At 62.9% G+C, this 12,294-nt stretch carries 14 protein-coding genes; 10 read left to right on the forward strand and 4 right to left on the reverse strand.

Annotated features, from left to right (window positions below; translation table 11 throughout):
- The 10 genes from soxZ to ACGYLA_RS07965 form a co-directional block, all read left to right on the forward strand.
- On the forward strand, nt 1-282 hold a 282-nt coding region (gene soxZ, locus ACGYLA_RS07920), incomplete at its 5' end, for a thiosulfate oxidation carrier complex protein SoxZ (protein WP_394431669.1).
- Nucleotides 283-326: 44 nt separating this feature from the next.
- Complete coding sequence (soxA, locus tag ACGYLA_RS07925) at nt 327-1,178, forward strand: sulfur oxidation c-type cytochrome SoxA (RefSeq protein ID WP_394431671.1); 852 nt, start codon at nt 327-329, stop codon at nt 1,176-1,178.
- Nucleotides 1,179-1,266: 88 nt separating this feature from the next.
- A complete protein-coding gene (gene soxB, locus ACGYLA_RS07930; RefSeq protein ID WP_394431673.1) occupies nt 1,267-2,967 on the forward strand; it encodes a thiosulfohydrolase SoxB in 1,701 nt (566 codons plus the stop codon).
- A 73-nt stretch (nt 2,968-3,040) separates the two neighbouring features.
- The gene (soxC, locus tag ACGYLA_RS07935) at nt 3,041-4,303 is read left to right on the forward strand and encodes a sulfite dehydrogenase (protein WP_394431675.1); all 1,263 of its coding nucleotides are present in this window, start codon (nt 3,041-3,043) and stop codon (nt 4,301-4,303) included.
- On the forward strand, nt 4,287-5,345 hold the full coding sequence (locus tag ACGYLA_RS07940) for a c-type cytochrome (protein WP_394431677.1): 1,059 nt from the start codon (nt 4,287-4,289) through the stop codon (nt 5,343-5,345). The genes soxC and ACGYLA_RS07940 overlap by 17 nt, the downstream gene beginning before the upstream one ends.
- A gap of 121 nt (nt 5,346-5,466) precedes the next feature.
- Nucleotides 5,467-6,123, forward strand: a complete 657-nt coding sequence (locus tag ACGYLA_RS07945; protein ID WP_067267539.1) for an ATP-dependent Clp protease proteolytic subunit — start codon at nt 5,467-5,469, stop codon at nt 6,121-6,123.
- Nucleotides 6,124-6,247: 124 nt separating this feature from the next.
- A complete protein-coding gene (gene clpX, locus ACGYLA_RS07950) occupies nt 6,248-7,516 on the forward strand; it encodes an ATP-dependent Clp protease ATP-binding subunit ClpX (RefSeq protein WP_271689851.1) in 1,269 nt (422 codons plus the stop codon).
- Nucleotides 7,517-7,583: 67 nt separating this feature from the next.
- Complete coding sequence (locus ACGYLA_RS07955) at nt 7,584-7,952, forward strand: Rid family hydrolase (RefSeq protein ID WP_394431679.1); 369 nt, start codon at nt 7,584-7,586, stop codon at nt 7,950-7,952.
- Nucleotides 7,953-8,055: 103 nt separating this feature from the next.
- Entirely contained in the window at nt 8,056-8,439 is a 384-nt protein-coding gene (locus ACGYLA_RS07960; protein ID WP_394431681.1) for an NADH:ubiquinone oxidoreductase subunit NDUFA12, read from the forward strand.
- A gap of 55 nt (nt 8,440-8,494) precedes the next feature.
- Nucleotides 8,495-8,857, forward strand: coding sequence for a DUF2155 domain-containing protein (locus tag ACGYLA_RS07965; RefSeq protein ID WP_394431683.1), 363 nt, complete (start codon nt 8,495-8,497; stop codon nt 8,855-8,857).
- On the opposite strand, the gene aat is transcribed toward ACGYLA_RS07965, so the two are convergent.
- The 4 genes from aat to ACGYLA_RS07985 all read right to left on the reverse strand — a co-directional run bounded on the left by aat (nt 8,821) and on the right by ACGYLA_RS07985 (nt 12,287).
- The gene (gene aat / locus ACGYLA_RS07970) at nt 8,821-9,456 is read right to left on the reverse strand and encodes a leucyl/phenylalanyl-tRNA--protein transferase (RefSeq protein WP_394431685.1); all 636 of its coding nucleotides are present in this window, start codon (nt 9,454-9,456) and stop codon (nt 8,821-8,823) included. The genes ACGYLA_RS07965 and aat overlap by 37 nt on opposite strands.
- A 6-nt stretch (nt 9,457-9,462) precedes the next feature.
- Nucleotides 9,463-10,815, reverse strand: coding sequence for an acetyl-CoA carboxylase biotin carboxylase subunit (gene accC / locus ACGYLA_RS07975; protein ID WP_394431687.1), 1,353 nt, complete (start codon nt 10,813-10,815; stop codon nt 9,463-9,465).
- Between the two features lie 9 nt (nt 10,816-10,824).
- The gene (gene accB, locus ACGYLA_RS07980; RefSeq protein ID WP_394431689.1) at nt 10,825-11,337 is read right to left on the reverse strand and encodes an acetyl-CoA carboxylase biotin carboxyl carrier protein; all 513 of its coding nucleotides are present in this window, start codon (nt 11,335-11,337) and stop codon (nt 10,825-10,827) included.
- Nucleotides 11,338-11,534: 197 nt separating this feature from the next.
- Nucleotides 11,535-12,287 carry an ABC transporter ATP-binding protein gene (locus ACGYLA_RS07985; protein ID WP_067261816.1) on the reverse strand — a complete coding sequence of 251 codons (753 nt, stop codon included), beginning with the start codon at nt 12,285-12,287 and terminating at the stop codon, nt 11,535-11,537.
- Between the last annotated feature and the right edge of the window lie 7 nt (nt 12,288-12,294).

Consider the following 12,294-nt stretch of genomic DNA (forward strand, 5'->3'; position numbering starts at 1 on the left):
GCCGGCGAGGTCATCACGATCAAGACGCTGATCAGCCACCCGATGGAATCGGGCCAGCGCAAGGACAGCGACGGCAATGTCATCCCGCGCTCGATCATCAATCGCTTCACGGCCGAGTTCAACGGCCAGAACGTGATCGACGTGAAGATGGAGCCGGCGATGTCCACGAACCCCTATTTCGAGTTCGACGCCACGGTGCCCGAGGCCGGCGAGTTCAAGTTCACGTGGTACGATGACGACGGCTCGGTCTACGAAGAAGTCAAATCCATCGCGATCGGCTGACCCCTCGGGGCAGCCGCAGCGCGCTTGGAACAGGGAGGAAAGACATGAAATTCAAGGCAATGACCGCAGTCGCGGCGCTTTTGGTGGCGGCCCCCACGTTTGCAGCGGCCGATGAGGAGGCCGAGCTTGTCGTCAACGGTGAGATCGAGATGGTGACCAAGACCGAACCGCCTGCGCATCTCGAAGGCGCCTTGCCGGAGATCATGTCGGGCTGGCGTTTCCGTTCGGATGAAACCCAAGCCCTCCAGATGGACGACTTCGACAACTCGGGCATGATCTTCGTCGATCAGGCCCAAGCCGCCTGGGACACGGCCGAGGGCAGCGAGGGCAAGTCCTGCGCCTCCTGCCACAACGACGTGGAAACCTCGATGAAGGGCGTCCGGGCGGTCTATCCGAAGTGGAACGAAGAGGCCGGTGAGGTGCGCACGCTGGCGCAGCAGATCAACGACTGCCGCGAGAACCAGATGGGCGCCGAGCCTTACAAGTACACCGGCAGCCAAATGACGGCCATGGAGGCGCTGATCTCGGTTCAGTCGCGCGGCATGCCGGTCAACGTGGCGATCGACGGCCCGGCCCAGAGCACATGGGAGCAGGGCAAGGAGATGTACTACACCCGCTACGGCCAGCTTGAGCTGAGCTGCGCCAATTGCCACGAGGACAACTACGGCAACATGATCCGGGCCGACCACCTGAGCCAAGGCCAGATCAACGGCTTCCCGGTCTACCGTCTGAAAAATACCAAGCTCAACAGCGCCCATGCGCGTTTCAGGGGCTGCGTCCGCGACACAAGGGCCGAGACCTTCAGCCCCGGCAGTCCCGAGTTTGTGGCGCTGGAGCTTTACGTCGCCAGCCGCGGCAACGGCCTCTCGGTCGAAGCGCCTTCGGTGCGTAACTGAACTGAATCTCGGGCGTTTCGCCTGACGTGATCCCGCCCCCTGACACGGGGGCGGGGCCTTTCCCTGTTTTCAAGTGCTGGAGCGTAACATGCTGTCTCGCCGTGATTTTCTGCAAATGTCCATGGCCGCGGCCTCCATCTATGGCGGCTCGGGCTTCGGCAACTGGGCGCGGCTGGCGGCACAGGACCGCTTTGATCAGGACGCGCTTCTGGAGTTCGAGAAGTTCGGCAATGTCACCCTGATGCATGTGACCGACATCCATGCCCAGCTAAAGCCGATCTATTTCCGCGAACCGTCTGTGAACATCGGCGTGGGCGAGAACCGCGGCAAGGTGCCCCATATCACCGGCGAGGATTTCCGCGTCCGCTACGGCATCGGCGGCGGCACGCCGTTGGATTATGCCCTGACCTACGACGATTTCGTGGCCCAAGCACAGGCCTACGGGAAGGTCGGCGGGCTCGACCGCGTGGCCACCGTGCTGAACGCCATCCGCGCCGACCGTCCCGACGCGCTGCTCTTGGATGGCGGCGATACATGGCACGGCTCGATGACCTGTCTCAAGACCGAAGGGCAGGACATGGTTAACGTGATGAACGCGCTGAAGCCCGATGCGATGACCTTCCACTGGGAGTTCACGCTGGGCTCCGAGCGGGTACAGGAGATCGTCGAAGGGCTGCCCTTTGCCGCCCTCGGCCAGAACATTTTTGACCGTGAATGGGATGAGCCGGCGGAGCTGTTCAAGCCGTACGAATTTTTCGAGCGCGGCGGCGTGAAGATCGCCGTCATCGGGCAGGCCTTTCCTTATATGCCCATCGCCAACCCCGGCTGGATGTTCCCCGAATACTCCTTTGGCATCCGCGACGAGCATATGCAGCAGATGGTCGACGAGGTGCGCAGCAAGGGCGCCGAACTGGTCGTCTGTCTGAGCCACAACGGTTTCGACGTCGACAAGAAGATGGCCGGGATCGTCAAAGGGATCGACGTGATCCTCTCGGGCCACACCCATGACGCGCTGCCCGAACCGGTGCTGGTGGGCGAGACGCATATCATCGCCTCCGGCTCGAACGGGAAATTCGTCTCTCGCGTCGATCTGGACGTGCGCGACGGCAAGATGATGGGCATCCGGCACAAGCTGATCCCGATCTTCTCAGATCTCATCACGCCCGATGCCGAGGTGGCAAAGCTGATCGACGCACAGCGCGCGCCCTTCCTTGAGGATCTGACCCATGTGGTGGGGCAGTCGGATGCGCTGCTCTACCGCCGCGGCAATTTCAACGGGACGTGGGATGACCTCATCTGCGACGCGCTGCTGAGCGAGCGCGACGCCGAGATCGCGCTCAGCCCCGGGGTGCGTTGGGGGCCGTCGATCTTGCCCGGTCAGGACATTACGCGCGAGGATATCTTCAACGTCACCTCAATGACCTATCCCAATGCCTACCGCACGGAAATGACGGGCGAATTCCTGAAAGTCGTGCTGGAGGACGTGGGCGACAACCTGTTCAACCCCGATCCCTATTACCAGCAGGGCGGGGACATGGTGCGCGTCGGGGGCATGGGCTTCAAGATGGACATCGCCAAGCCGCAGGGCGAGCGGATTAGCGAGATGACTTTGCTCAGCACCGGCGAGCCCATCGACCCGCAGCGCAGCTATGTCGTGGCCGGTTGGGCCTCCGTCAACGAGGGCACCGAAGGCCCGCCGATCTGGGACGTGGTGGAAAGCCATATCTCGAAACTGAACACCGTGGGCGAAGGCGCCCGGACCCCAGTGAAAATCGTTCTGCCAAAGTAAGGAAAATGAGAATAGGGGTTCTCACATAGATACAAATTCAATAAAATGAATTTGAATATGTGAGGGCCACGACATGACAGAAGAGAACCACAAGGGGCCATCGCGCCGTGCCTTTCTGACGGGGGCAGGGGCGGCGGCCGCGGGGACGCTGGCAGGGCAAGCCAGTGCCGCGCAGACCGATCCGGGCATCGCGATCCATCCATGGATGCAGGAACTGGGCGACGGCGTCGACGTCGCGCCTTACGGGATGCCTTCGCCGTATGAGGCGGATGTAAAGCGGCGCACGGTGGAATGGCTGACCGCCGATCCGGTAAGTTCGATCAACTTTACCCCGCTGCATGACCTTGACGGGACGATCACCCCCAACGGCCTGTGTTTCGAGCGGCACCATTCCGGCGTCGCCAAGGTCGACCCGGCGCAGCACCGGCTGATGATCAACGGTCTGGTCGAAAAGCCTTTGGTGTTGACGATGGAAGACCTGCACCGCTTCCCGCGCGAAAACCACGTCTATTTCCTCGAATGCGCGGCGAATTCGGGCATGGAGTGGCGCGGATCGCAGCTGAACGGCGTGCAGTTCACCCACGGCATGATCCACAACGTGATGTATACCGGCGTGCCGCTGCGGCTGGTGTTGGAAGAGGCCGGCGTGAAGCCCGAGGGCAAATGGCTTCTGGCCGAGGGCGCCGATGCCGCGGCGATGAGCCGGTCGATCCCGATGGAAAAGGCGCTCGACGATTGCCTCGTGGCCTTCAAGATGAACGGTGAAGCGCTGCGCCCCGAACAGGGCTACCCGGTGCGCCTCGTGGTGCCCGGCTGGGAGGGCAACATGTGGGTTAAATGGCTGCGCCGGCTCGAAGTCGGCGACCAGCCTTGGCACCACCGCGAGGAGACCAGCAAATACACCGACCTCATGGCCGACGGCGTCGCGCGGCGCTTTACCTGGGAGATGGACGCGAAATCAGTCATCACCAGCCCCAGCCCGCAGGCGCCGATCACCCATGGCCCGGGGCCGACCGTTCTGACCGGCCTCGCGTGGTCGGGCCGCGGCACGATCCCGCGCGTGGATGTGACGCTCGACGGTGGCATCACGTGGCATCAGGCGCGGATGGACGGGCCGAGCACGCCCAAGGCGCTGCACCGCTTCTACTTTGACTTCGAATGGGACGGCAAACCCCTGCTGCTGCAAAGCCGCGCGCATGACAGCACCGGCTACGTCCAGCCCACCAAGGATGCGCTGCGCGAAGTGCGCGGCGAGAATTCGATCTACCACAATAACGGCATCCAGACCTGGGCGGTCGATGCAGACGGAAAGGCCGAAAATGTCGAAATTTCTTAAAGCTGCCCTCCTGACCACCGCGCTGGCAAGCCCGCTGGCCGCCGAGCCTTTGGGCCTTGGCCGCGCCGCCACCCCCGAGGAAGTGGCGCTGTGGGACATCGACGTGCGCCCTGACGGCACAGGTCTGCCCGAGGGCCGTGGCGACGTGATGACCGGGGATGAGATTTACACCGCGAAATGCGCCTCCTGCCACGGCGTCTTTGGCGAGGGCACGGGCCGTTGGCCGGTCCTCGCGGGTGGGCAGGGCAGCCTGACCGACATGCGCCCCGTCAAGACGATCGGCAGCTATTGGCCATACCTTTCAACGGTTTACGACTATGTGAACCGGGCGATGCCCTTCGGCGATGCGCAGTCGCTGAGCGATGACGAGGTCTATGCGATCACCGCCTATCTGCTCTATCTCAATGACGAGGTGGATGAGGATTTCGTGCTCTCGTCAGAGAATTTCGCCGAGCTGCGCCTGCCGAATGAGGCGGCCTTTAAACCCGATGACCGGGCGGAGGTCGAGTTTGCGTCCTTCAAGCAAGAGCCCTGCATGAGCGATTGCAAACCCTCGGTCGAGATCACCATGCGCGCCGCCGTGCTGGACGTGACGCCCGAGGAGACCGCCGCCAAGGCCGCAGCCGAAGAGGCTAAGGCCGAAGAGAGCAAAGCCGCGGCGGAGCCTGCCCCCGAAGAGACCCCCGCGCCGGTCGAGGTGGCCAAAGCCCCCGCCGCCGATCCCGCGCTGATCAAGGCCGGGGAGAAGGCGTTTCGCAAATGCAAATCCTGCCACCAGATCGGCGCCAAGGCGAAGAACCGTGTCGGCCCGATGCTGAACGGCATCGTGGATGGCCCGGCGGGTGCGGTTGACGGCTTTCGCTACTCCAAAGCCATGCAGGCCGCAGCGGCGGAGGGGTTGGTCTGGTCTCACGATGAGTTGAGCGCCTTTCTGGCGGACCCTAAGGGCTTCATGAACGGCACTAAAATGTCGTTCCGGGGTGTCCGCAAGCCCGAGGATATCGACGCGTTGATCGCCTACCTGCGCGACGCGTCGGAGTGATCGGCGCGATTAGCGCAGACTGTCGTGCCTGCCCCCCTTGAACCCCCATACCGGGGGGACTAATCTCTGGGTAACAGTTTTGCGGGTATGGTCCCGCGAACAGGAACTGAGGCAGGCACGCATGAACGATCCGATCAACACCTATATGAACACGCTTGTCCCGATGGTGGTTGAGCAAACCAGCCGGGGCGAGCGGTCCTACGACATCTTCTCGCGTCTGCTGAAAGAGCGGATCATCTTCGTCAACGGTCCGATCCACAGCGGGATGAGCCATCTGGTCGTCGCCCAGCTGTTGCACCTTGAGGCAGAGAACCCCTCCAAGGAAATCAGCATGTACATCAACTCGCCCGGTGGCGAGGTGACGGCGGGCCTGTCGATTTACGACACGATGCAATACATCAAGCCCAAGGTCTCCACCCTGATCTGCGGAATGGCGGCCTCCATGGGGTCGGTCATCGCGATCGGCGGCGAAAAGGGCATGCGTTTCGCGCTGCCCAATGCCGAAGTGATGATCCACCAGCCCTCCGGCGGCTCGCAGGGCATGGCCGAAGATATCCTGATCTCGGCGCGGCACATCGAGCGCACCCGTGAGCGGATGTATCAGCTCTATGTCAAACACTCCGGCCAGCCGCTGGAAACCGTTCAAAAAGCGCTCGACCGTGATCTGTGGATGACGCCCGAGGAAGCCAAGGAATGGGGCCATCTCGATGAAATCGTCGAAAGCCGTGGCAAGGCCGATGAGGCTGCCGCCGGTGGCAAGGACAAGAAAGACAAGTAATCGAAGGGGCCCGGCGCTGCATATTTTGCGATTGTAGCGCCGGGGTCACTGGCCTAAGCTTGAGGCCAAATCTCGCGGCCCCAAGACCGGGGCGGACATACACGACAGACCTGAAAGGTTTGAGATGGCGAATAATTCCGGCAACGACAGCAAAAATACGCTCTACTGTAGCTTCTGCGGCAAGAGCCAGCACGAGGTGCGCAAGCTGATTGCGGGGCCGACCGTGTTCATCTGCGACGAATGCGTCGAGCTGTGCATGGATATCATCCGAGAAGAGACCAAAGCCTCGGGCCTCAAGGCGACCGATGGCGTGCCCACGCCCCGCGACATCTGCGGCGTGTTGGACGACTATGTGATCGGTCAGGCGATGGCCAAGCGCGTGCTCTCGGTGGCGGTCCACAACCACTACAAACGGTTGAACCACGCCCAGAAGGGCGGCGATATAGAACTGGCGAAATCCAACATCCTGCTGATCGGCCCCACTGGCTGCGGCAAGACGTTGCTGGCGCAGACGCTGGCGCGCATCCTCGATGTGCCCTTCACCATGGCCGATGCGACCACGCTGACCGAGGCCGGCTATGTGGGCGAGGATGTGGAGAACATCATTCTCAAGCTGTTGCAGGCGTCGGAATACAACGTCGAGCGCGCGCAGCGCGGCATCGTCTATATCGACGAGGTCGACAAGATCACCCGCAAGTCTGAAAATCCCTCGATCACCCGCGACGTGTCGGGCGAGGGCGTGCAGCAGGCGCTGCTGAAGCTGATGGAAGGCACCGTGGCCTCCGTGCCGCCGCAGGGCGGGCGCAAGCATCCGCAGCAGGAGTTCCTGCAGGTGGACACCACGAACATCCTCTTCATCTGCGGCGGTGCGTTTGCCGGTCTCGACAAGATCATCGCGCAGCGTGGCAAAGGCTCTGCCATGGGCTTTGGCGCCGACGTGCGTGACAATGACGCTCGCGGCATTGGTGAGATTTTCACCGATCTTGAGCCCGAAGACCTGCTGAAGTTCGGTCTGATCCCGGAATTCGTGGGCCGTCTGCCGGTTCTGGCAACACTCGAAGATCTGGATGAGGACGCTCTGGTCACCATCCTGACCGAGCCGAAGAACGCTCTGGTCAAACAGTACCAGCGTCTGTTCGAATTGGAGGACACGCAGCTGACCTTCACCGATGACGCGCTGCAAGCCATCGCCAAACGCGCGATCGAGCGGAAGACCGGCGCTCGCGGTCTGCGCTCCATCCTCGAAGACATCCTGCTCGACACGATGTTCGAACTGCCGGGGCTGGAGACGGTGAGCGAAGTGGTCGTCAACGAGGAGGCCGTCACATCGGAGGCCAAGCCGCTGATGATCCACGCCGACAGCGAAAGCAAAGAACCAGCCAGCGCGGGCTAAGCGCGTAAGGCAAAGTCATAGGGGCGGGCCATCTGGTCCGCCCTTTTGCGTTTCGGGAGAGGGCTTTATGCAGCGCATTTCATCTGGCGGCATCTATGAGGGTAAGATCGGCTACAGCCGCGCTGTGGTGGCGGGGGGCATGGTCCATGTCTCCGGCACCGTGGGTGAGGGGGCAGAGGTGACGGCGCAATGCGCGGCGGCACTGGCAACGATCAAGGCGGCCTTGGCCGAGGCAGGAAGTGATTTCGCCCATGTGGTGCGCGTCACCTATATGCTAACCGACGCGGCGGAGTTCGAAGCTTGCTGGCCGCTTCTACGCTCGGCCTTCGGCGCGCATCCGCCCGCGGCGACGATGATCGAATGCGGGCTGATCGACCCGAAATACCGGATTGAGATCGAATGCACGGCCCTTTTGCGCGCGGCGGCAGATGGCTGATTTTCGGCGGCGAATCCTGCCGCGCGTGGAACCTCCTGCGCGGTGAGGCTGGACGCCAAAGCCTCCATGGTGCATATAACGGGCAACAGGAACGGAGACCTCAATGGGCATTCTCAATTCACTTCTGCGCAGTGTCACATGGTGGAACGGCCAGACGCTGAACACCCAGCTTTTCACTTGGCGCAAGGGCAGCAAGGTGGGCGAAGACGCGCAGGGCAACGTCTATTACCGCAACGCCGACGACAGCAAACGCTGGGTCATTTTCAACGGTGAGGCCGAGGCGAGCCGCGTGAGCCCCGATTGGCATGGCTGGCTGCACCGCACATGGGACGAGCCGCCGACCGACAAGCCGCTGGCGCATAAGCCATGGGAAAAGGCCCATGTGGAGAATCGCACCGGCACCGCCATGGCCTATGCGCCCGCCGGGTCGCTGCGCCGCGCCGAACCTATCGAACGTAAGGATTACGAGGCCTGGCAGCCTGAATGATCGGTTGGCCGCGCCTTTCGCGCGGCCCCAAAGCTCACGCAATCCGGGTGTACCCATGAAAAAGCTTCTCTTGGCCGCGCTTTTGCTGGCCGCGCCGCTTCACGCTCAAGAGGGGGGGCAGGTCGCCAGCGCCTCGGGTGGCGTGTTGCGTGCCTTAGACAAGATTTCGGGCGATACGACCGATCTGGAGATCACCAAGGGCGACCGGCTGACCTTGGGCAATTTGCAGATCACCATGGTCGATTGCCGCTATCCGGCGGGGGATCCGGCGGCCAATGCCTATGCCGCGCTTGAGATCACCGAAGAGGGCAGCGACAGCGCCTTGTTTTCCGGTTGGATGATCGCCTCGGCCCCCGCGCTGCACGCGCTGGAGCATTTCCGCTATGACATCTGGGTCATGCGCTGCAGCACGTCCTGAAGACTGTCCAACTTAGGCGCGCTGAACCGCGCATTGCCGCGTTTCGCCACATCGAGCTGCGCGTGATATTCTGCCCGCGAAATCTCCACCGCCCCGAGAGAGGCGAGGTGATCGGTCAGAAACTGCGTATCGAACAGGGTGAACCCCGCGCGGCGCAGCCGATCCACCAGCGCTGCCAGCGCCATTTTTGACGCATTGGTCCGGCGCGAAAACATGCTCTCGCCGAAAAACGCCCGGCCCAGCGTGACGCCATAGACACCGCCCACCAACGCGTCACCGTCCCAAACCTCAAGCGAATGGGCATAGCCCGCGCGGTGCAACGCAGTGTAGAGCGCGGTGATCTCGGCATTGATCCATGTGTCTTCGCGGTCGGCACAACCGGCGACGACAGCTTGAAAATCACGGTTGATCGTGTGGTGGAACGTGCTGCGCCGAATGGCGCGGGCCAGAGAGCGCGAGATGTGGAAACCGTTGAGCGGCATCACCCCACGGCGCCGCGGATCGACCCAGAAAATTTCCGGGTCGTCGCGGTGTTCCGCCATGGGGAAAATCCCGATGGAATAGCCGTGGAGCAGGATCTCTGGCGTCAGATCCGACATGTCATGTCAGCCGTCGCCGAGGTTGGTTTCCAGCCAATGCTCAAGCCAGTGGATGTTGTAGCCGCCCGATTGGATGTCTTCTTCGGCCAGCAGGGCGTGGAACAGCGGCACGGTGGTGTCGACCCCGTCCACGATCAACTCGCCCAAAGCGCGGTCTAGACGCGCGAGCGCCTCGGGCCGGTCGCGACCGTGCACGATGAGCTTGCCGATTAGGCTGTCGTAGAACGGCGGGATCGAATAGCCGTCGTAGAGCGCCGAATCCATCCGCACGCCAAGACCGCCGGGGGCGTGATACTGCGTGATCTTGCCCGGGCAGGGCGAGAAGTTCGGCAGTTTCTCGGCGTTGATGCGCACCTCGATGGCATGGCCATTGATCTGCAGATCATCCTGCGTGAAGGACATCGGCAGCCCTTCGGCCACGCGAATCTGCTCGCGCACCAGATCGACACCAAAGATCGCCTCGGTCACCGGGTGTTCCACCTGCAGGCGGGTGTTCATTTCGATGAAATAGAACTCGCCGTTCTCGTAGAGGAACTCGATGGTGCCCGCGCCGATGTAGTTGATGTTGGCCACGGCGTCGGCACAGACCTTGCCGATGCGCGCACGCTCTTCCTCGGTGATGGAGGGGCCGGGGGCCTCCTCAAACACCTTCTGGTGGCGGCGCTGCAGCGAGCAGTCGCGCTCGCCCAGATGCACGGCATTGCCCTTGCCGTCACCAAAGACCTGAATCTCGATGTGGCGCGGCGTGGTGAGGTATTTCTCGATATAGACTTCGTCGTTGCCGAAGTTCGATTTGCCCTCGGCGCGGGCGGTCTGGAAGGCCTTTTCCATGTCCTTGGCGGTCTGGGCCACTTTCATGCCCTTGCCGCCGCCACCGGCGGTGGCCTTGATGATGACCGGATAGCCGATCTCCTCACCGATGCGCTTGGCTTCTTCCAGCGAGGTGACCCCGCCGTCGGAGCCGGGCACGCAGGGCACGCCGAGCTTTTTCATCGTGTCTTTGGCGGTGATCTTGTCGCCCATGACGCGGATATGCTCGGCGGTGGGGCCGATGAAGGTGAGCCCGTGATCTTCGATCACCTGCACGAAATTCGCGTTCTCGGACAGGAAGCCGTAGCCGGGGTGGATCGCCTCGGCGCCGGTGATCTCGCAGGCCGCGATGATGGCGGGGATCGAGAGGTAGGATTGGGTCGAGGAGGGCGGGCCGATGCAGACGGATTCGTCGGCCATGCGCACGTGCATCGCGTCACTGTCGGCGGTGGAATGCACCGCGACGGTCTGGATGCCCATCTCGCGGGCCGCGCGGATGACGCGCAGCGCGATCTCTCCCCGGTTGGCGACTAGGATTTTGCTGAACATGTCCGGCCCTTATTCCAGGATGACCAGCGGCGCGCCGAATTCCACGGCATCGCCGTCGCCGACGAGGATGCGTTTGACGGTGCCGGCGCGGGGGGCGGGGATGTGGTTCATGGTCTTCATCGCCTCGACGATCAGAAGCGTGTCACCTTCGGAGACCGAGGCCCCGACGGAGATGAAGGCGGGCGCGCCCGGCTCGGCTTGCAGATAGACGGTGCCGACCATGGGCGAGGTCACGGCGCCGGGGTGATCTGCAGGATCGGCGTCTGCGGCAGGGGCAGGTGCGGAAGCGGCGGGGGCGGCAGCGGCGGGCGCCGATGCGGCGGCGGGCGCCGGGGCGGCTTGGTACTGCTGCTGGGGGGCGGCCATGACCTGCTGCGGGGGCTTGCGGCTGACGCGCACGTTCAGGCTGTCGTCCTCGGCGTAGTCGCGTTTCACCTGAAGCTCGGTCAGGTCGTTTTCATTCAGCAGCTCGGCGAGGGCCTTGATGAAGGCCACGTCAGCGTCATGGGTGTTGTTTGTCATTGGATCCTCGAAGATTTCGGCAGGCCTGCGGCCCGTCGCTGCGCGATTGATTGGCACGCTTATAGGGCATGGGCAAAGCCATGAAAAGCCAACTGTTGTCTAGGGGGTAGGATCGGTTTTTTGTCGCGCAAAGCAGTCCGGGGCGCGAGAAAAAGGCGGGGCCTCAGCCGCGCGCGCCGGACATGAGTGACCTTAGGTCAGATCGCGAGGTATTCCGCGCGCAGTTCCGCGTTGTCCAGCACCTCGGCGGCGGTGCCGTCAAAGACCACGCCGCCGGTGTCTAGGATCACCGCCCGGTCGGCCAGCTTCAGCGCCCGCACCGCGTTTTGTTCGACCAGAATCGTGGTGATGCCCTGCGCCTTGATCAGCCCCAGCGTCTTTTCGATCTCATCCACGATCACCGGCGCCAGCCCTTCGTAGGGCTCATCGAGCAGCAACACCTTGATGTCACGAGCCAAAGCGCGGGCGATGGCAAGCATCTGCTGCTCCCCGCCGGAGAGGGTCACCCCCTCTTGATGGCGCCGCTCGCGCAGGCGGGGGAAGAGGTCATAGAGCCGGTCGAGCGACCAGCCGATGGGCGGGGCGATCTGGGCGAGTTTGAGGTTCTCTTCGACCGTGAGGCCGGAAATGATGCGCCGATCCTCGGGCACCAGCGCCAGCCCCGCGGCAGAGGCTTGGTGGCTGGCCATATTATGCAGCGGCTGATGGTCGAGCCAAACCTCGCCGCGTTTCAACTCTGGGTCGCTCACCCGCGCGATGGCCCGCAGGGTCGAGGTTTTGCCCGCCCCGTTGCGGCCCAGCAGGGCGAGAATCTCCCCTTCATGGACGTTAAAGCTCACCCCCTGCACGATGTAGCTTTCGCCGTAATAGGCGTGAATGTCCCAGACCGAGAGGAAGGCGGGGGCGGTTTGGGCGTGGTTGGCGTTTTTGTCGAGCGTGCTGGTGGTCATATGCTGT

It is taken from the genome of Sulfitobacter sp. 1A13679 (genome assembly GCF_043557115.1).
Taxonomy (GTDB): Bacteria; Pseudomonadota; Alphaproteobacteria; order Rhodobacterales; family Rhodobacteraceae; genus Sulfitobacter; species Sulfitobacter faviae.

Coding starts and splice junctions, on each gene's coding strand:
- accB (WP_394431689.1), bottom strand. CDS start 11,337: ATGACAAACAACACCCATGACGCTGACGTGGCCTTCATCAAGGCCCTC.
- ACGYLA_RS07960 (WP_394431681.1), top strand. CDS start 8,056: ATGGGCATTCTCAATTCACTTCTGCGCAGTGTCACATGGTGGAACGGC.
- clpX (WP_271689851.1), top strand. CDS start 6,248: ATGGCGAATAATTCCGGCAACGACAGCAAAAATACGCTCTACTGTAGC.
- soxC (WP_394431675.1), top strand. CDS start 3,041: ATGACAGAAGAGAACCACAAGGGGCCATCGCGCCGTGCCTTTCTGACG.
- accC (WP_394431687.1), bottom strand. CDS start 10,815: ATGTTCAGCAAAATCCTAGTCGCCAACCGGGGAGAGATCGCGCTGCGC.
- aat (WP_394431685.1), bottom strand. CDS start 9,456: ATGTCGGATCTGACGCCAGAGATCCTGCTCCACGGCTATTCCATCGGG.
- soxA (WP_394431671.1), top strand. CDS start 327: ATGAAATTCAAGGCAATGACCGCAGTCGCGGCGCTTTTGGTGGCGGCC.
- soxB (WP_394431673.1), top strand. CDS start 1,267: ATGCTGTCTCGCCGTGATTTTCTGCAAATGTCCATGGCCGCGGCCTCC.
- ACGYLA_RS07965 (WP_394431683.1), top strand. CDS start 8,495: ATGAAAAAGCTTCTCTTGGCCGCGCTTTTGCTGGCCGCGCCGCTTCAC.
- ACGYLA_RS07955 (WP_394431679.1), top strand. CDS start 7,584: ATGCAGCGCATTTCATCTGGCGGCATCTATGAGGGTAAGATCGGCTAC.
- ACGYLA_RS07945 (WP_067267539.1), top strand. CDS start 5,467: ATGAACGATCCGATCAACACCTATATGAACACGCTTGTCCCGATGGTG.
- ACGYLA_RS07985 (WP_067261816.1), bottom strand. CDS start 12,287: ATGACCACCAGCACGCTCGACAAAAACGCCAACCACGCCCAAACCGCC.
- ACGYLA_RS07940 (WP_394431677.1), top strand. CDS start 4,287: ATGTCGAAATTTCTTAAAGCTGCCCTCCTGACCACCGCGCTGGCAAGC.